This is a genomic window from Pseudomonas viridiflava (assembly GCF_001642795.1).
Taxonomy (GTDB): domain Bacteria; phylum Pseudomonadota; class Gammaproteobacteria; order Pseudomonadales; family Pseudomonadaceae; genus Aquipseudomonas; species Aquipseudomonas viridiflava.
The window spans coordinates 176,678-196,602 of the sequence record NZ_LKEH01000023.1 but is presented as its reverse complement, the minus strand read 5'-3'; the positions used below and the strand labels follow the sequence as shown (position 1 = coordinate 196,602).

The 19,925-nt window shown below is 54.7% G+C and carries 13 protein-coding genes; 7 read left to right on the top strand and 6 right to left on the bottom strand.

Going from position 1 to position 19,925, the window contains the following annotated elements; all coding sequences use genetic code 11:
- Positions 1–697 precede the first annotated feature (697 nt).
- Positions 698–3,436 (bottom strand): tetratricopeptide repeat protein, encoded by a 2,739-nt coding sequence (locus AO065_RS09755; RefSeq protein WP_004882458.1) that lies wholly within the window; start codon positions 3,434–3,436, stop codon positions 698–700.
- 42 nt (positions 3,437–3,478) lie between these two features.
- Positions 3,479–4,108: a dTMP kinase gene (tmk, locus tag AO065_RS09750; RefSeq protein ID WP_004882457.1), complete on the bottom strand. Its 630-nt coding sequence runs from the start codon at positions 4,106–4,108 to the stop codon at positions 3,479–3,481.
- A 39-nt stretch (positions 4,109–4,147) separates the two neighbouring features.
- Here tmk and AO065_RS09745 point away from each other — a divergent pair, with 39 nt between their 5' ends.
- Together AO065_RS09745 and AO065_RS27290 are read left to right on the top strand one after the other, a co-directional pair.
- Complete coding sequence (locus AO065_RS09745; RefSeq protein ID WP_004882456.1) at positions 4,148–5,527, top strand: B12-binding domain-containing radical SAM protein; 1,380 nt, start codon at positions 4,148–4,150, stop codon at positions 5,525–5,527.
- Between the two features lie 227 nt (positions 5,528–5,754).
- The gene (locus tag AO065_RS27290; protein ID WP_004882455.1) at positions 5,755–8,955 is read left to right on the top strand and encodes a hypothetical protein; all 3,201 of its coding nucleotides are present in this window, start codon (positions 5,755–5,757) and stop codon (positions 8,953–8,955) included.
- Between the two features lie 222 nt (positions 8,956–9,177).
- On the opposite strand, the gene gyrB is transcribed toward AO065_RS27290, so the two are convergent.
- Genes gyrB through dnaA form a run of 4 tightly spaced genes read right to left on the bottom strand, consistent with a single transcriptional unit; the run spans position 9,178 to position 15,398 of the window.
- Positions 9,178–11,595, bottom strand: coding sequence for a DNA topoisomerase (ATP-hydrolyzing) subunit B (gene gyrB, locus AO065_RS09735; RefSeq protein WP_004882454.1), 2,418 nt, complete (start codon positions 11,593–11,595; stop codon positions 9,178–9,180).
- A 4-nt stretch (positions 11,596–11,599) separates the two neighbouring features.
- Positions 11,600–12,703: a DNA replication/repair protein RecF gene (recF, locus tag AO065_RS09730; protein ID WP_004882453.1), complete on the bottom strand. Its 1,104-nt coding sequence runs from the start codon at positions 12,701–12,703 to the stop codon at positions 11,600–11,602.
- 20 nt (positions 12,704–12,723) lie between these two features.
- On the bottom strand, positions 12,724–13,827 hold the full coding sequence (dnaN, locus tag AO065_RS09725) for a DNA polymerase III subunit beta (protein ID WP_004882452.1): 1,104 nt from the start codon (positions 13,825–13,827) through the stop codon (positions 12,724–12,726).
- A 38-nt stretch (positions 13,828–13,865) separates the two neighbouring features.
- Positions 13,866–15,398 (bottom strand): chromosomal replication initiator protein DnaA, encoded by a 1,533-nt coding sequence (gene dnaA / locus AO065_RS09720; RefSeq protein WP_004882451.1) that lies wholly within the window; start codon positions 15,396–15,398, stop codon positions 13,866–13,868.
- 584 nt (positions 15,399–15,982) lie between these two features.
- Between dnaA and rpmH the strand changes: the two genes are divergently transcribed.
- The 5 genes from rpmH (at position 15,983) to mnmE (ending at position 19,911) form a co-directional block, all read left to right on the top strand.
- Positions 15,983–16,117, top strand: coding sequence for a 50S ribosomal protein L34 (gene rpmH / locus AO065_RS09715; protein ID WP_002551315.1), 135 nt, complete (start codon positions 15,983–15,985; stop codon positions 16,115–16,117).
- Between the two features lie 16 nt (positions 16,118–16,133).
- On the top strand, positions 16,134–16,535 hold the full coding sequence (gene rnpA / locus AO065_RS09710) for a ribonuclease P protein component (protein ID WP_004882450.1): 402 nt from the start codon (positions 16,134–16,136) through the stop codon (positions 16,533–16,535).
- Positions 16,528–16,773 carry a membrane protein insertion efficiency factor YidD gene (gene yidD, locus AO065_RS09705; protein ID WP_004882449.1) on the top strand — a complete coding sequence of 82 codons (246 nt, stop codon included), beginning with the start codon at positions 16,528–16,530 and terminating at the stop codon, positions 16,771–16,773. Before rnpA ends, yidD begins: the two co-directional genes overlap by 8 nt.
- Before the next feature lie 2 nt (positions 16,774–16,775).
- Positions 16,776–18,461 carry a membrane protein insertase YidC gene (gene yidC / locus AO065_RS09700; protein ID WP_004882448.1) on the top strand — a complete coding sequence of 562 codons (1,686 nt, stop codon included), beginning with the start codon at positions 16,776–16,778 and terminating at the stop codon, positions 18,459–18,461.
- A gap of 79 nt (positions 18,462–18,540) precedes the next feature.
- The gene (gene mnmE, locus AO065_RS09695; RefSeq protein ID WP_004882447.1) at positions 18,541–19,911 is read left to right on the top strand and encodes a tRNA uridine-5-carboxymethylaminomethyl(34) synthesis GTPase MnmE; all 1,371 of its coding nucleotides are present in this window, start codon (positions 18,541–18,543) and stop codon (positions 19,909–19,911) included.
- Positions 19,912–19,925: the final 14 nt, after the last annotated feature.

Below are 19,925 nucleotides of genomic sequence, written 5' to 3'. Positions count from 1 at the left end.
AACCAAGCAGATATAAGCATTTATCACACCGCACCATTCTCGCCTGAATGGCGCCTAGGGTGAAGCAAAGAGCCCAGCACTGGTAGCGAGGCTTACGGCCATGCTGCGCCAAATCGAGCCATGAAAGGCATTGTTGGCCAGCAAAAATCCTTTCCAATTACCGACTGTTTTATGAAAAATAGCACTCACAACCCCGTCCTACTGACGTGGCCTCGGACGATCACTGGACCTGATAAGAAATTATTAAGAGCGCCCCTGGTGCTAATAGACGTGTGTAACGCAATAGGATAACTACACTATCGTCAAAACTCATGAGCAATAGGCTATGAAAACATGCACAATTTTTGGGAATATGCAGTCCGAGAGAACCGCTGATCAATACCCGACCGTGACCCTGTGCAATGACTGCATCAAGCAGGACAGTTTTTCTAACGAAGACAGTCAAATTGTCACCCTTGGAGACTATGACAAATCCTACGGTGATAGTTGTGAGTGGTGTGGGGTCACTGCCGAGGATGAGCAGGCAGCAGTCACGGATAGCCGCCTCAACCGTGATACGGTTTAGCGCCGTATCAATTCTAGTTACCCCTGCTAATGAGCAATTACTGGCCAATTCAAAGCTGACATCCAGCCTACAACTGAGCCTGTTGAGGAAATGCTCCTAAGAAGTAAAAGGGTGGGATCCGCTGAGCAGAATTCACGTTTGGACTGCCGTAGACAAGGACACGGCTTTTTGCAACTCAGCAAACTGAGCAAATAGGCCAGTGTTATTAGTATGTCTATAGCCTTCGGCTATATCGCTGGCAGGACATTGTCCTAATGCAATTTTCACTTTTACTCGCTGCAGCAGGAAGCTACTACGGTATTTCTCGTTTTCTTCGATAGCCCCCTCAACGCACTCATTGGCGAGATCAAGAGCCTGGGCTAACTGACCCAGCCCGAGCTTCACCTGTGACAGGTTATGGGCCAACCAGATCCTGCCGCTGGTATCGCTGATTGCCTCCAAGATGGTCTCCGACTCTGCATAGCGACCGAGTTTGTAAAGCGCCTCGCCCCATTTGCGCTTCTGATAAATGCTCGGCAACCTCAGTGTCTCGAAAGCTTCCAAGGCCCGATTTAGGTAATCGAGTTCGTTGTCGATGCCGGCTGCGAGCATCATGATTTCAGCATAGCTGCCGCGGCTTTGGTCATCATCCAGCATCAAAGGCGTTGGTTCGGGTAAGCGCTCCAGTAAACTTCCAACACGGTCCGGTGCATGCCAAACCAGTGCTCGAACAAAGCTCGCAACAGAATGGTAGCCTTGCGGAATACCCAAGGAGGCGCTGCGTAGCGCCTCCTCAAGAAACAGTTCCTCATGCTGTTCGATAAGATCGCCCGCCCAAGTTTGACGAGCTCCGTTGAGTGCATCCCCTAGTGCCATCAAGATTGAGGGAGAAACGCTGCCGCCACCCAACTTTGTAGCAATGATTTCTGACGCATACCGTTTGGCTACCTCGAAGCTTTCCGGTCGGCGGCCGACAGACCGCACAAGTTGAAGTTTGGAGTCATTTAGCGCATGACTGGCAACCACCTCCTCGAACAGACGCTCGGCTTCCATATTCTTCCCTAGGTTGCGAAGCGTTTTCGCATGATGGTGCTTGATTTCGGCGGTTTGCTTAGCACTGAGATCGACGATGGCTTCAAGATCGCTATAGGCTTGCAACACGCTGCCCAGCCATGTCCTGGCAGCTACTTCCCCAGACGTTTGCCAAAGGTAACGTTCTCTAGCCTCAATAGTTTGGAGGACCACAAGGATGTCTACCTCGTACTGATTTGCGCTTAGCAACCTGAGTCGACCCGCTTCAGCCAGCGGGTCGGGCAACAAATGAACTGGGATGGCGCTACCTGTCCAGGTCATGGCTACTGCATAGAGATATGCGGGGCGACGATCGCCGTTCGCAATGTTATTAGAGATTTTTCGCCGTAGCTGAGAGGCAATTAGTTGCAAACCATGCCCGTCATCGCGAATTTGTTGAAGAATAAAAGACTCGAGGTGTCCGTCAATCTCTTTGGCCTTCTCATCAGTCAACCAATTGAGTGATTGCAGGGCTGCAAAGACGATGTCGTGGATGCGAAGTGATGCCGGACTTTCGGGTGCTGTGAGGCCATGATGCTCGAAAGACCTCAAACGCAACCGCCCGACAACATGTTTGAAGAAGTCGCGATCACAATGGCTCTGACCCGCCCATTGAAACAGGCACAGTTCCTCTTCAAGTACCGGTTTCAGTCGTCCGAGAATACAATCTGCGAGCCGTGCGCCATCTACAGGCAGCTTTGCGACATGGGTACAGTCATCGGCCAAGTCAGTCCAAGACACCCCTTCGCGGGCGGCAGCATTGAGTAGCGCCAAGCTCAAAGGATGCCCACCCACAGAGCGCCATATGGTGTTGAACTGCTTTCGAGGCGGCGGCGCATCGAGCCCCCTTCCGAGTAGTGTGCGTGCCTGTTTAGGGTCCATTGTAGGCATGACGTAGGCTCCAGATGACGGATTCTGCCGAGTAATCAAGATCCGTGAACCAGGTCCGCACAAATTGGCGAGCTGATTGACAGCCAGGCTAGGGCTAGCATCATCCACGACGAGAAAAGTGCTGTTTTTACGTAGCAAAGCGCTAACGTTTCGCTCGGCACCACCTCGACGAACGGGTACCGAAGACAGCCGCTCGACGCTGTCGATGTCTCGACCGCTCACCCAAAACCGATAATTAAAGCGGTCCTCCATACGCAGCAAATACGCTGCGGCCGCTTGGGACTTTCCAATACCGCCAATTCCGCTAATCTCGACGCACGCCTCAGACTCAAGCCGACGATCCAGCTCTTTATTTACAACTTCATTTTCAACATAGACCGGACTTAGTGGCGGTGCCTTCAACGATGCCGGATGGTCATCGCGAATCTCGGCCAAGACTGGCAGATGCTGTGCCAAATCGTTGATCGCATCGTCGCATAGCATCAGCGTGTCAATGATTACCTCGGCGATGGACCGGCTGTCCATCAGATGGAGACGTCTTCCGGACATACGGGCATCCTGAAGGGCCTTATCCACCATCGCCACTATTACACCTGTCTCAGCGAGCTGCGAACTCAGCAGGTAAACATCTTTGGCACGTGGTGCAAGCGATAGTGTGTGGTCGAGATCGCCCCAGGGCTTTTGCATCGCGCCTAAAAAGTAGCGCTTCTCGATCGACGCTTCGACGACGATGGTGCCGTCTTCCGAGACAGCATCCAACGCCCCCCCGACCGGGCTACCATTTACCGACGAACCTCGCTGTACCATACGGATATTTCGCATACGCTCAACTAGAACCACTCCGAACCGCTCGAAGAGCGGACCCGGTGCTAAAGTGCGAAGCGAGTCAATCACACGCTGGATCAGCAGATTACGTGTCAGGGAATTCATGAACGTTTCCGGCTAAAATCTGGGATGCGGACCATAGATCCATCAGTTGGTTAGCGACGCATTAGTTAACAACGGTTCAACCAATAGCCAAACATCGTGCGCAACGTCCAAGGGCGACTGATCGCCATTGATAACATGACACCGCTCCGGGTTCTCGCGAGCAGTGGCCAGTAGCCCGCTTCGGATAGCTGCGAAGTCCCGAGTCTTTTCTGTCGGGTCGAGGTCGCCATGGCGCCGCTCCCGTCGAGCCTTGGCGACTTCAATTGGAAGGTCGAGGATGATCGTTAAAGCAGGAAGTGTGGTCCCAACGACAACGTCACATGCCGCCCTGAACAACCGATGAAGATCCACATCAGACACCGCGACCTGAAACGCGTATGTCGAGTCAATAAAACGATCGGAGATAATCCACTGGCCGTTGACCAACGCGGGTTGGATCACACTTCGCACGTGGTCAAATCGTGCAGCGCTTACCAACAGGAGTTGTTCTGCCGGAGCGAGTTGAAGGCCAGGATTGGTTAGAATTGCTCGGACCGCCATGCCCAACTGGCCACCGTCAGGCTCTTTAGTCTGTAGAACTGATTGGCCGATACCCCTAAGATGCTCGACCAGCAACCTGACTTGCTCGGTCTTGCCGCTACCGTCTATGCCTTCAAAGCTTATAAATGGCATGGCATCCTTTCCTTCAGATTCAGCACATAGTGGTATTTAGTGAAGCGTTCGAATACAGTTGCGTTCATATCCGCAGGTATGCTATCGCCCAAGAAGCGCGATCATATCCTTGCGCGCCGGCAGTTATATCTTAACTATGGCGTGTTATCGCTGGCGACCATCTTAGATGCCATTGGGACCGAAACAGTTCTGGTACATGGCGAGCACAGAGGACCCGCCGAGGTGCTGCGCAGGCTACTCGAACAAGGCGCGCTACCGTCTCGATATCCGATAATGCTATCAATTCCCAGCTTCTACGCTCTTCCGTGGGCGCAGGAATTTTGCCGCCTCGCCCGCCATACAGATCCAGAAGCTAAGATCATTGTCGGAGGACGCTGGGTGGTTGGACCAGATCCTGACTGGTTACGTGAGAAACTACCCGAGGCAGATCTGCTGATCTCAGGGTTGGCAGAACCTCAAATCGCCAGCCTGCTTACAAACGCGCCAGACTTACGGATCCTTCCAGCCCCGACACCCAATATCGCCCTGAATCATACGCTTGTATCAGGCTTCGAGCAGTATCAACCGAGCATTGAAGCCTCGCGCGGTTGCGGCATGGGTTGCGCATTCTGCGAAGAGCGAGATATCCCTTTAGAAAAGCTGGGTGCGCCATATCAGGTTGCTAACGCTCTAGCAGCTGTTGTTGCTCAGTACGGCACCTGCGAGATCCGCCCATATTTTCAATCTTCAATGTTCGTCCCCAACGTGAAATGGGGTACTGGGCTCGCGAATGCTATCAGAACTGCTGGTCTCAACATTCGCTGGCGTACGGAGAGCCGCGTCGATGCGCTTACGCCTGAAACCATTGCCTGCCTAGCCGAGGCAGGCTTAAGAGTGCTTGATCTTGGGCTAGAGACAGCATCACCCACCCAGATCCTGAACATGAACAAATCGCCACACCCAGACCGCTACCTAAAGAGAGCGTCTACGTTGTTGAAGGCGTGCAACGATCACGGAATCGCCACCAAAGTAAACATTTTGCTTTATGCCGGTGAAACGACGAAGACCTTCGATGAAACGCGTTCGTTTCTCGACGAGCATAAGAGCTCAATTGCCGGAGTATCGGTAGGCCCAGTCGTCGCTTATGGGCCGCCAAAAACCGCAGACATCCTTCTTCGCGAGTGGTCCAGAAGCGGTGCTACGCCTGTAGACCCGGACAGTGCGGACAGGTGTGGTATATCTATGATACACCTCAGCCGTGACTTTGACGCAAAATCGGCTGAGTTAGCGTCGCTCGAACTGTCCAGACGGTACATGGATACGGAAGCGTATTTCAATTTGAAGAGTTTTTCCTACTACCCACGTGATTACACGCGTTTAGACTTTGATCGAGATGTTGCCGCGAGCGATGCCTCACAGTTGCCGTTTCGAACATCCTAATAAAGCGTTTTTTTACGCAAGGTGAGCTTCTAGACAAGCATCTCGGTTGGGCTCACGACCGCGTTACCTTCAAAGAACAGCAAGAATACGTCTCAGGCTTCTTAATGGGCGAAGATGCCTGGGATCTTGAATGCCGCGACTGAATGTGGATCCTATTTAATCTGGCGCCGCTTCACGGTATACATTGTCATCAACTGCCTACGCCTCGCCGAAAAGGATCCCACGTGATGCAGATGAAGGCTGAAGATAAGGTAGTCTCGCCCTCCCAGTTCATGCGTCAGATCCGACCCGAGCTCTATTCAGACTCTACCCGCAAGATCAAACACCAGCTCAAAGCTGAGGTCCTGTCTCATCACCTGGAGACCATCACCGAGCGTAATCAGACGCATGACTTTGAATTGTTCTGCCGCAAGCTTTGCGAGCGGACGATTTGTCCAAACCTGAGGCCGGCAACTGGGCCGGAGGGCGGTGGTGACAGCAAGGCCGACACCGAGACCTTTCCAGTTTCTGATGACATCAGCACTCTGACCTTTGTTGGTACAGCAAATAGCGGCACCGAACGCTGGGCTTTTGCTTTCAGCGCAAAAAAAACTTGGGCAGACAAGATCAGATCCGATGTGAATGGCATCGTGGCGACAAGCCGCGGTTACACCAAGATATTTTTTGTCACGTCGAGAGCTGCGCGTGCGAAGGATCGAGCCCGTGTAGAAGATGAGCTGAGCCGTTTGCACGGTGTCCAGGTGACCATTCATGACCGAGCTTGGATCATCAATGAGGTTATCGATAAAAACCGCCTAGACCTCGCGTTCAACTACCTTAAAATCGGTGACGAAGCGGACGATCTGGTTCTAGGCCCATCGGACTATTCACGTAAGCAGCAACTGGCGGACACTGAGCGAGAGCTTGAAGACCCTTCTGCATTTGTTGGGATGAAAATGCAGCGCGCTTCGGAGGCACTTTTGGCAGCAACACTGGCACGAGAGCTGGAGCTGCCGCGAACGGATGTGGATGGCAGATTCCTTCGCGCCGTCCGCCTGGCGGACGATGGAGGAACGTATCGACAGCAGCTCACCGCGCGTTACGAATCGCTTTGGACAGAGTTTTGGTGGTTTGATGACCTCAAAGCGATTCTCGATGGGTATGACGGGTTCGAGAATCGGGTCATCGAAAATGAGAATTCGATAAACCTCGGGATGCTCTGCAACCTCCTGCAGCTGCTTTTCAACACCGTCATTCATCGCCACCGTACGCCGGAAGAGGTACAACTACAGCCCCGGATCGCCCGATTGTCCTCCCGTCTCGCCGAACTGGCGAGCGACAGCAGCCGCCCAAACAATGCGCTTGAGGCAAGGACCTCTCTGCTCACTATCCAGCTCAACGAAGCTTTAACATTTGGAGAGCCGGAGCGGGTTTCATCGCTGTGGCCGCAGTTCGCGAACATTCTCGTCGAGGCTGAAGGTTTAGGAGAGTTCAACGCCAAGCGCCTGGTGAGGCTTATCGAAGTGTTTGGCGAGGCCGCAGGCAAAGATCGCGGTTACAGAACGCTAATAGATCAACTATCTGACTTCGTGGCTAAGCGCTCAGGAGAAGTTCAAGGGGCAGTGGTATTGCTCAAGCGCGCTAAGCAGCTCGACTTCGACGAGAAAATGGAGATGATCCGGCTTCTCGGTAAAGCAGTCCGGCTGCTTTCCAAAAAGGAGAATGCGGGAGATCTCGCCGACGCACAGCTTCAACTGGCGCTTGCTTACCAAAGTGCAGGCTTGCTTTGGGCAGCACGTGCGAGCTGCACCTCAGCAGCGACGATCTTCTTCATCGAAGGCGAAGAGGATGGAGAGCTCCCGTTAAACGTGTTCCCCGCGCTCATGAATGCAGCATGGCAAGCATGCCAGCTTAAGCACTTCCCCGAATTGCTAGAAACTATTCAGATTGCGCGGGGATGTATGACCTCTCTGCCTTTCGGTGAAAACGCAAAGAAGCGCGCCGCCGAGCAGTTGAAAGACTATGACATGGTACTGGCCTGTCAGCTGGCGAACCTCTCGAGGGAAGAGATTCCAAGGCTGGAATCGATTCCGGATGTCCTCGCGGGATTAGGCCTGGATGTGAGCAGAACTACGCTGCTATACCTGCTGGGGTATGAGGACGTTCTGAGAGAGGAAGGCTGGATACCTGAAAGCGAAACTACTGAGGCTGTTGAGATCTTTTTCAATCAGTTAGCGGGACAGCCGGCGGGCGATGCGAGTGGGCGCCCGCCAATTTTCAACGGCCCGGATGCTCAGGAGTATGTCACCTCGGTACTAGGCGTTCAGGTACATGTTCGACATGAACCTACCGACGTGAGTATAACCGTCGCCGAAGCCATTGCCGGGACGATCGAGGCTTTCTTCGCAACCGCGTTCGAGCTAGAAGCATTCGCTCACACAGAGCGTTTCCGAATCAAAATTATCGAAGCGGACATCGCGTGTTTCGAGGTGGCTGCTGATTTGGATCATATGAGAGTGACCGTCCGCTGGCCTAAGGATATGTTCCCGTGGAACCCGGCGGTTCACAGCGATTTTCTCTCCATGCTGCTAGAAGTCGCAGCCACAATTTTCTCTGCGACTTGCACCGCGAAGAATTTCGGAGCTGCCGTTGACCAGCTATTCAAAGCAGATGCCGCAATGGAACGGGTCGCGATGATCGGTTCGCTTTGTTTTAGTCGGGAGCGCATTTTCAATGGTGTGGCACGCCTTGAGTCTTGGGAAAAGCATGCACTAAAAACGTTCGAAGCCACTCCAAGTAGGCCGCAGGTTAGACGAGATCCGAAGGCAGCCAGAGCAGGCGTGCAACCCGGGAAACCAGTACCCAACGACGCAGAACCTCCGAAGTTTACGGACCATCGCGGTGTAGCAGTACGATCAGTGATCGACGTTCACCTTTGGGACCGCGCTGGCTGGACAGGCGTGGCTTATGGGGCGCTCGATCTAGCAGCTCCGCCCTTCATGGCGCTAATGTTCAAACATCGGGCTGCGGCCGTAAAAATTTTTGAGCGGTGGCGAGAGCGATTCGGGACAATAGATAAGAACGATGAGATTCTTATCGACATTGTTCGCCATTTTTCCTCAGAGCATCCATCGCATTACGGAATGGCTATCACTTCAAACATCCAAAGGGATGAAGAAGATCAACGAACGCCGATGCTCACTGTACGCTCCATAACAATGGAGCCTGCAAATGAGATAAATCTTTCAAAGTTTTTGGCAGACTACAAGAAGGCTGGGGCTTACCTGTTAATGCCCATGGTCCTACTCCCAGCGCGCCCACCGCAACTAATCAAAGAGATATACCTTCTGAAGAAGTCATTGACCGTCAGTGAGGCCTCTGATGTAGGTCCAAACGACTTAGGGAATATGTTCCTTCATTCCCGAGGCTTCGGGACCAGTCCTAGATAAACGTCGGGCATCCTCGGCACAACCGCCCTGATAGGCGCCTTCCTCATACGCTCCCTAAGGTGTTGGTTCAGCACCTTGTCTTTCAGAAGGTAGATATCGAATTTCGAGCGCAGAAAAAAAGGCCAATTCAACGAATTGGCCTTTTTTGTCGACTCCCCGTCGGAGGGGCGTCTGATTAACTATTTGTTAAAACGATCAACAAATTTGTGATCCTACACTGGATCAGAAATCCAGGTTCGAAACCGCCAAAGCATTACTCTCGATGAAGTCACGGCGTGGCTCGACCGCATCACCCATGAGGGTGTTGAAGATCTGATCAGCGCCAATGGCGTCTTCGATGGTGACCTTGAGCATGCGGCGCACGCTTGGGTCCATGGTGGTTTCCCACAGCTGATCCGGGTTCATCTCGCCCAGACCTTTGTATCGCTGGATGGTGTGGCGCTTGGTGCTTTCGGCCATGAGCCAGGCGAGGGCGTCCTTGAACTCCGTAACCTGTTTCTTGCGCTCGCCACGTTGCACGTAGGCGCCTTCTTCCAGCAAGGAGCTGATCTGCAGGCCCAGGGCAGTGACGGTCTTGTAGTCGTTGCTGCCGAAGAAGTCGCGGTTGAACGTGACGTAGTTCGACAGACCGTGGGAGATCAGTTCTACCTCTGGCAGCCAGACGTTACGTTCACGGTCTTCGCGCAGGCTGGCCTTGTAGACCAGACCCGACTTCTCACCGGTGCGCAGACGCGCATCGAACAGGTCCAGCCAGGACTGCATGGCAGCATGGTCGGAAAGCTGTTCCAGCGTGACAGGAGGCAGGTAGACGAAGTGCTCGGTCAGTTCCTGAGGGTACAGGCGCGACAGACGCTTGAGCGTCTTCATGACCATGCGGAAGTCGTTCACCAGACGTTGCAGCGCTTCGCCCGAGATACCCGGTGCGGACTCGCTGAGGTGCAGGCTGGCGTCTTCCAGAGCCGACTGGGTCATGTACTCTTCCATAGCCTCGTCGTCTTTGATGTACTGTTCCTGCTTGCCTTTCTTGACCTTGTAAAGCGGCGGCTGAGCGATGTAGATGTAGCCACGCTCGATCAGCTCAGGCAACTGACGGAAGAAGAAGGTCAGCAGCAGGGTACGGATGTGAGAACCATCGACGTCAGCATCGGTCATGATGATGATGTTGTGATAACGCAACTTGTCGATGTTGTACTCTTCGCGGCCGATGCCACAGCCCAGCGCAGTGATCAAGGTGCCGACTTCCTGCGAAGAGATCATCTTGTCGAAACGCGCTTTTTCAACGTTCAGGATCTTGCCCTTGAGCGGCAGGATGGCCTGGGTTTTACGATTGCGCCCCTGCTTGGCTGATCCGCCAGCAGAGTCCCCTTCCACCAGATACAGTTCGGAGAGGGCAGGGTCTTTTTCCTGGCAGTCAGCGAGCTTGCCTGGAAGACCAGCGATGTCCAATGCACCTTTACGGCGGGTCATCTCACGGGCCTTGCGAGCAGCTTCACGCGCGCGCGCAGCGTCGATCATCTTGCCGACGACAGCCTTGGCTTCGTTCGGATTTTCCAACAGGAAGTCGGAGAAGTACTTGCCCATTTCCTGCTCGACAGCAGTTTTGACTTCGGACGAAACCAGCTTGTCCTTGGTCTGCGAGCTGAACTTGGGATCAGGCACTTTCACCGAGATAATCGCTGTCAGACCTTCACGCGCATCATCACCGGTGGTGGCGACTTTGTGCTTCTTGGCCAGGCCTTCTTGCTCGATGTAGTTGTTCAGGTTACGGGTCAGTGCAGAGCGGAAGCCCACGAGGTGAGTACCACCGTCGCGCTGCGGGATGTTGTTGGTGAAGCACAACAGGTTTTCGTTGAAGCTGTCGTTCCACTGCAACGCGATCTCGACACCCACACCGTCATCACGCTGGACGTTGAAGTGGAACACTTCGTTGACCGGCGTCTTGTTGGTGTTCAGGTATTCAACGAATGCACGCAGACCACCTTCGTACTTGAACAGCTCTTCTTTGCCGCTGCGCTCGTCCTTCAGCATGATGCCGACACCAGAGTTCAGGAAGGACAGTTCACGAATCCGCTTGGCCAGGATGTCCCAGCTGAAGTGGATATTCTTGAACGTATCTGCAGAAGGCTTGAAGTGGATCTGGGTACCCGTAGTATCGCTTTCGCCTACGATCTTCATAGGTTCCTGTGGAACACCATGAACGTAGGTCTGCTCCCAGATCTTGCCGCTGCGACGCACAGTCAGCAGCAGAATTTCCGAGAGGGCGTTTACTACCGAGACGCCCACGCCGTGCAGGCCGCCGGACACCTTGTACGAGTTGTCGTCGAACTTACCGCCAGCGTGGAGCACGGTCATGATGACCTCGGCTGCCGACACGCCTTCTTCTTTGTGCACGTCTACCGGAATACCGCGACCGTTGTCGCGGACGGTGATCGATTCGTCAGGATGGATGATGATACTGATGTCGTCGCAATGGCCTGCCAATGCTTCGTCGATCGAGTTATCAACCACCTCGAATACCATGTGATGCAGACCGCTACCGTCGTCTGTATCGCCGATGTACATCCCGGGACGCTTGCGTACGGCATCAAGTCCTTTCAGCACTTTAATGCTGGACGAGTCGTACGTTTGATTTTCGCTCATGCAATCACTCCCGATGGTCGTGGGTCTGGGTGATACGGCCTTGTTCCACGTGGAACAAAGCGACTGGCGTTTCCGTCTGCCAGCCTTCCCTCAAAAATTCTTGGTCTACACAGGTGATAAATACCTGGCAGCGTAATTCTTCCAGCAAACGGCAAAGCGCCCGGCGATGGTTGTCATCCAGTTCGGAAGGCAAGTCATCGACGAGATAGATACACTGGCCGCGCCGGACCTGACTAACCAGATGTCCTTGCGCGATGCGCAACGCACAGACCACCAGTTTCTGCTGACCCCGGGACAAAATGTCCGCGGCGTTGTGTGCGCCCAATCTAAGACGCAAGTCAGCGCGTTGTGGTCCGGCCTGTGTATGGCCCATCTGCTGATCGCGATTCAGGGAAGAAGCGAGCACAGTGCTCAGCTCTTTTTCCTTGTCCCATCCTCGGTAGTAGCTCAGGGTCAATCCTTCAAGCTCAACAAGTTCGCTCAAAGTTTGTTCAAAGACTGGCTTCAATGCCTTGATGTATGCCCGACGAAACTCGTCGATCTCATCACTCGCCAGGCACAGTTCACGGTCCCATGCCGCCTGCGAAGCGGCGTCAAGTGTACCATGCCGGAGCCATGAGTTTCGCTGCCTCAGGGCCTTCTGGAGCCTCTGCCAAGTGGCCATGAAACGAGGTTCCACGTGGAACACTCCCCAGTCCAGAAACTGTCTGCGAATCTTCGGTGCGCCTTCAAGCAATCTGAAACTGTCCGGATTGATGAGCTGCAACGGCAGAATTTCAGCAAGCTGTGCAGCACTGCGCGCATTCTGCCCGTCGATGCGGATCTGGAATTCACCTTGTCTGTCACGCGCTACACCCAGACTGCTATGCCCACCTTGGGCAAGCTCGACTTGACCGAAGACCGTGCAAGACGGTTGCTCGTACTGGATGACTGGAAGCAGGCGACTGCTGCGGAACGAACGAGCGATGCCCAGCAGATGGATGGCTTCCAGTACGCTGGTTTTGCCGCTGCCGTTGGCGCCGTAAAGGATATTGATACGCGGAGAGGGGGAGAGGGTCACCGGGTGCAGATTGCGCACCCCGGTGACCGAGATGCGGCTGAGAGACATCTAGGTTGCGCTGTACATGGTTACAGACGCATCGGCATGACAACGTATGCCGAGTCATCATTGTCTGACTCTTGCACCAGCGCACTGCTGTTGGAGTCAGACAGAATCAGACGCACTTGCTCGGTGGTCATCACGCCGAGAACGTCGAGCAGGTAGCTGACGTTGAAACCGATTTCCAGCGAGTCACCGTTGTACTCGACGCCGATTTCTTCTTCCGCTTCTTCCTGCTCAGGGTTGTTCGCCTGAATCTTGAGCTGACCGCTGGCCAGTTGCAGACGAATACCACGGTACTTTTCGTTGGACAGAATCGCGGTACGGCTGAAGGCTTCGCGCAGCGCCTGACGATCGCCCAGCACTAACTTGTCACCACCTTTTGGCAGCACGCGTTCGTAGTCAGGGAATTTACCGTCGACCAGTTTCGAGGTGAAGGTGAACTCGCCTGTGGTTGCGCGGATGTGATGCTGCCCCAGTACGATGCTGACCATGCCGTCCTGCTCGGTAAGCAGACGAGCCATTTCCAGAATACCTTTGCGCGGCACGATAACCTGATGGCGGTCAGCATGTTCGATGTCGGCAGTCATGGAACACATTGCCAGACGGTGGCCATCGGTCGCGACAGCACGCAGTACGCCTGCGCTGACTTCAAGCAACATGCCGTTGAGGTAGTAACGCACGTCCTGCTGAGCCATGGCGAAGCTGGTGCGCTCGATCAAACGGCGCAGCTTGCTCTGACCCAACTGGAACGTCAGTGAACCCGGACCTTCTTCCACGGTAGGGAAGTCGTTGGCAGGCAGGGTGGACAAGGTGAAACGGCTACGGCCGGCCTTGACCACCAGCTTGGCGTCGTCGACCTTGATATCGATCAACGCATCGTTGGGCAGGCTTTTGCAGATGTCCATCAGCTTACGCGCAGGGACAGTGATTTCCCCAGGCTCGGCCGGCTCTTCCAGCTGCACGCGTCCAACCAGTTCGACTTCAAGGTCGGTACCGGTCAGCGACAACTGCTGGCCTTCGACGACCATCAATACGTTGGATAGCACCGGCAAGGTCTGACGGCGTTCAACCACGCCGGCCACCAATTGCAGGGGTTTCAACAGGGCTTCGCGTTGAATGGTGAAATGCATGGTCTAGTCCCTTGCCTTAATAAGCTGCACTGGCGTCATCACGTAGTCAGAGTGCGCAGCAGGTTCTTGTAGTCCTCGCGGATATCCGCGTCGGATTCCTTGAGCTCGTTGATCTTTCGGCACGCGTGCAGAACGGTTGTATGGTCGCGACCGCCAAACACGTCACCGATTTCCGGCAGACTGTGGTTGGTCAGCTCTTTGGACAACGCCATCGCAACCTGTCTTGGACGGGCTACAGAGCGGGAACGACGCTTGGACAACAGGTCGGAGATCTTGATCTTGTAGTACTCGGCAACGGTGCGCTGAATGTTATCCACACTCACCAGCTTGTCTTGCAGAGCCAACAGGTCTTTCAGCGACTCACGAATCAGTTCGATCGTGATGTCACGTCCCATGAAGTGCGAGTGCGCGATGACTCGCTTGAGCGCACCCTCAAGTTCACGGACGTTGGAACGAATGCGTTGCGCGATGAAAAATGCAGCGTCATGGGGCAGATCGACCTTGGCCTGATCTGCCTTCTTCATGAGGATCGCCACGCGGGTTTCCAGTTCGGGTGGCTCGACCGCCACGGTCAGACCCCAGCCGAAACGCGATTTGAGACGCTCTTCGAGACCTTCGATCTCTTTCGGATAACGGTCGCTGGTGAGGATGACCTGTTGTCCGCCTTCAAGGAGCGCGTTGAACGTATGGAAAAACTCTTCCTGCGAACGTTCCTTGCGAGCGAAGAATTGAATGTCATCGATCAGCAACGCATCGACCGAGCGATAGAAACGCTTGAACTCGTTGATCGCGTTGAGCTGCAGCGCCTTGACCATGTCGGCCACGAAACGCTCCGAATGCAGGTAGACGACCTTGGCGTTCGGGTTTTTCTTGAGCAGATGGTTACCCACAGCATGCATCAAGTGCGTCTTACCCAGACCGACACCGCCATAAAGGAACAGCGGGTTGTAGCCGTGCTTCGGGTTATCTGCGACCTGCCAGGCGGCAGCGCGCGCCAGCTGGTTGGATTTACCCTCTACAAAATTCTCGAACGTGAACGTACGGTTCAGGTAGCTGGTGTGCTTGAGCGCACCTTCGACCTGCACGGTACGTTGTTCAGCGCGCGCTGGTGCCTGTTGAGAACTCGCACCGGCCATGGGATCGAAACTGTCACGCGATGGCTCGTTGTGAGCCGGCAGTTCCTGAGCAGGAGAGGGCGACGCTGCCTGGGCAACGGGCGCGGCAACCGGAGCAGGAGCCTGAACGCTGCTGGCCGAATTCGCAGACAAGGCTTGCGAAGCAGCTGCGGCGAGCGGCGCGTTAGGTGCGGCACGCGGCGCAGAGCTGCGTTTGCTTCCTATTAATAAGGAAAGCGCAGGCGCCATCCCTTGACCGTGTTCGCCAAGGAGCTCGAGCAATCGGCCCAGGTATTTTTCATTCACCCAATCAAGCACGAAGCGGTTCGGTGCATAGACACGCAACTCGTCGCCTTCGGCTTCGACCTGTAGCGGACGGATCCAAGTGTTGAATTGCTGGGCAGGCAGCTCATCGCGCAAAAGCTCCACGCACTGCTGCCAAAGTTCCACTGACACGGATATCCCCTAAGTCAAAAGCCGGTGTGGCAAAAACAGCCGCCATTGTAACGGTCCGTTGAAGACTTATCCACATGTAGGTTGCTAACAGTCGGCTATAAATCATTGATTTGAGGCATCTACAGACGACGAACGGTATGTGCATAAGCTCTGTGGATAAGCCTACTTCAGCCCATTGCATAAGTCGGGGTTCAAGTCTGTGGATAACACGCCTGTGGATAAATCAGCCTTTCATGCACAGCTTTTCCGAGGGTGCAGCACAGGCAGAGCACGGTTTCTCGACAACCTTTTGAAACGCTGTACACCTTTTATAGCAAGGCTTACAGCGTTTTATCCACAGATATGCCCGACGTAAGAATTATAAGCTTTATAGAAAAGCTTTAAATACTCTCTCTCTTTTATTTCTATAACTGTGCAGCGTGCGTGACGATTCGTCCCCTTCAAGACCGGCAAATTGGCCATAAAGAACGTTATTGAAGAAAAGCTGGTTGGAAATTGACCTGCGGGCCTGCTTTCTCTAGAATCCCCGGTCTCTTAAAACGGGGGCCATTCCGGCCCGTAGTGGACGAACCAGGTAACACGCCATGAAACGTACTTTCCAACCCAGCACTATCAAGCGCGCCCGCACCCACGGTTTCCGTGCACGTATGGCCACCAAAAACGGCCGTGCCGTTCTGTCGCGTCGTCGCGCCAAAGGCCGTAAGCGTCTGGCAGTTTGATAAATCGGCGCAGGAGGTGAGTCGAGACTTCAGTCGGGAAAAGCGTTTGCTGACTCCCCGGCATTTCAAGGCAGTCTTTGACTCCCCTACCGGCAAGGTTCCGGGGAAAAATCTCCTGCTCCTTGCGCGCAACAACGACCTTGATCATCCCCGCCTGGGGCTTGTGATAGGTAAAAAGAGCGTCAAGCTCTCCGTTCAGCGCAATCGTTTGAAACGCCTGATGCGCGAATCATTTCGCCAACACCAAGACAGTTTGGTCGGTTGGGATATCGTTATCGTCGCGCGTAAAGGTTTGGGTGATGTAGAAAACCCTGAACTGATTCAGCATTTCGGCAAGCTGTGGAAACGTCTGGCACGCAGCCAACCTGCTCCACAGACAAAAACCGAACCTGCAGGGGTGGACAGTCCCGATGCGTAAACTGGCACTCGTTCCGATCCAGTTTTATCGCTATGCCATTAGCCCGCTGATGGCCAGTCACTGTCGTTTCTACCCCAGTTGCTCCTGCTACGCGTATGAAGCCATCGATAATCATGGCCTTTTGCGCGGCGGCTGGCTGGCAATGCGCCGCCTGGGTCGCTGTCATCCGTGGAATCCCGGTGGTTATGACCCGGTTCCACCTGTCCCCACCTCCCGTTCTTCTTCGATGGCCGAGTAATCATGGATATTAAACGCACGATCCTGATCGTCGCCCTGGCAATCGTGACCTACGTCGGGGTTCTGAAATGGAACCAGGACTACGGTCAGGCAGCCATGCCGACCCAGAATGTTGCAGCCAGCAACACCGCACCGGGTATTCCGGATACGGTTGCTGGTAATAATGGTTCTGCCAGCGCTGATGTTCCAAGCGCGAATGCAACCACTGCCGCGGCTCCTCTTGAAACTCCGGCCGTAGCCAGCAAAGACCTGATTCAGGTCAAGACCGACGTGCTCGATCTGGCGATCGATCCGGTGGGTGGTGACGTGGTTCAGCTTCGTCTGCCTCTTTATCCACGCCGTCAGGACCGTCCTGAAGTGCCGTTTCAGCTGTTCGACAACGGTGGCGAACGTACTTTTCTGGCCCAAAGCGGCCTGACGGGTACCAACGGTCCCGATGCTCGTGCCGCCGGTCGTCCGGTTTACACGTCCACACAGAAGACTTATCAACTGGCTGATGGCCAGAACGATATGGTCGTGGACCTGAAATTCTCGGAAAACGGCATCAATTACATCAAGCGCTTCACATTCAAACGTGGCCTTTACGACCTGGTCGTGACCTACGTTGTGGATAACCAGAGCGCTCAGCCGTGGGCCGGTAACCTGTTCGCGCAATTGAAGCGCGATTCCAGCTCCGATCCGTCATCGACTACAGCTACCGGTACCGCCACTTATCTGGGTGCGGCGCTGTGGACAGCTGCCGAGCCCTACAAGAAAGTGTCGATGAAAGATATCGACAAGGGTCAGGTCAAGGAAACGGTTCAAGGTGGCTGGGTTGCCTGGCTGCAACACTACTTCGTGACTGCGTGGATTCCTGATCACAACGTAACCAACGTAGTTCAGACCCGTAAAGACAGCCAGGGCAATTACATCATCGGCTTCACCAGCCCGACGTTGACCGTTGCTCCGGGTGCCAAAGGCGAGACCACTGCGACCTTGTACGCAGGTCCGAAAAGCCAGGCGGTACTCAAAGAGTTATCCCCAGGTCTGGAACTGACAGTCGATTATGGCTTCCTGTGGTTCATTGCCCAGCCTATCTTCTGGCTGCTGCAACATATCCACGCGATCCTCGGTAACTGGGGCTGGTCGATCATCGTTCTGACCATGCTGATCAAAGGCCTGTTCTTCCCGCTCTCAGCAGCCAGCTACAAATCGATGGCCCGCATGCGCGCTGTGGCTCCGAAACTGGCCTTGCTGAAGGAACAACATGGCGATGATCGCCAGAAAATGTCCCAGGCAATGATGGAGTTGTACAAGAAAGAGAAGATCAACCCGCTGGGTGGATGCTTGCCGATTCTTGTGCAAATGCCGGTGTTCCTGTCGCTGTACTGGGTACTGCTGGAAAGCGTGGAAATGCGTCAGGCTCCATGGATCCTGTGGATAACCGACCTGTCGATCAAGGACCCGTTCTTCATTCTGCCGATCATCATGGGCGCGACCATGTTCATTCAGCAGCGTCTGAACCCGACTCCTCCGGATCCGATGCAGGCCAAGGTCATGAAAATGATGCCAATCATCTTCACGTTCTTCTTCCTGTGGTTCCCTGCCGGTCTGGTTCTGTACTGGGTTGTGAACAACACCCTGTCGATCGCACAACAGGCGTACATCACTCGCAAGATCGAAGCGGCTACCAAGAAAGCAGCTGTCTGATCTAACCTGTGAATAAGTTCTACAAGGCGCCCCCTCAGTGGGGCGTTTTGCTATCTGTCAGTTGTACAGGAGCCAGACCATGAACGTCCCTCGTGAAACAATCGCCGCCATCGCAACTGCTCAAGGTCGTGGTGGCGTCGGCATCGTCCGTATTTCAGGTCCGATGGCCAGCAAGGCAGCGCAGGCAATAATCGGGCGTGAGCCCAAACCCCGTTATGCCCATTACGGACCTTTCGCCGATGCATCGGGCCAGACACTGGACGAGGGTATCGCGCTGTACTTTCCCGGACCCAACTCCTTTACCGGCGAAGATGTTCTGGAGCTGCAGGGCCACGGTGGTCCGATCGTGCTCGACATGTTGCTGCAACGTTGCCTGGAATTGGGTTGCCGTCTGGCCCGTCCTGGTGAGTTCAGCGAGCGCGCGTTTCTCAACGACAAGCTGGACCTGGCACAGGCCGAAGCGATTGCAGACCTGATCGAGGCAAGTTCTGCACAGGCTGCCCGCAATGCACTGCACTCGTTGCAGGGTGCGTTTTCCCAACGTGTGGATAAGTTGACCGAGAAACTGATCGGTCTTCGGATCTACGTCGAGGCGGCAATCGACTTCCCGGAAGAGGAAATCGACTTCCTCGCCGATGGCCATGTGTTAAGCATGCTTGATGACGTGCGCGATGAGTTATCCACAGTCCTGCGCGAAGCAGGGCAGGGTGCGTTGTTGCGTGATGGCATGACTGTGGTGATTGCCGGACGACCCAACGCCGGAAAATCCAGCTTGCTCAACGCCCTAGCCGGACGTGAAGCTGCCATCGTGACGGAGATCGCCGGCACTACGCGCGATGTACTGCGTGAACATATCCACATCGACGGCATGCCGCTGCACGTGGTGGACACTGCAGGTCTGCGTGACACTCAGGACCAGGTTGAAATGATCGGCGTGCAGCGTGCACTCAAGGCGATTGGCGAAGCGGACAGGATCCTGCTGGTGGTAGACGCAACGGCACCGGAAGCGAGTGATCCCTTCGCGCTGTGGCCCGAGTTTCTGGAACAGAGGCCTGATCCGGCCAAGGTCACGCTGATTCGAAACAAGTCTGACCTGAGCGGCGACACTACAGGCCTGGAAACCAGTCCCGACGGTCATGTCACCATCAGCCTGAGCGCCAAGGCTGGCGGTGAAGGGCTTGAACTGCTGCGTGAACATCTAAAGGCGTGCATGGGCTATGAACAGACCTCCGAGAGCAGCTTCAGCGCTCGTCGTCGCCACCTTGAAGCGCTGCGCCACGCCAGTGACTCCCTGGAGCACGGCAGGGCACAGTTGACGCTTGCCGGTGCTGGAGAGCTGCTGGCAGAGGATTTGCGCCAGGCTCAACAGTCATTGGGGGAAATCACCGGAGCTTTCAGCTCAGATGACTTGCTTGGCAGGATCTTTTCCAGCTTCTGCATCGGTAAATAGTCACGAAACAGATG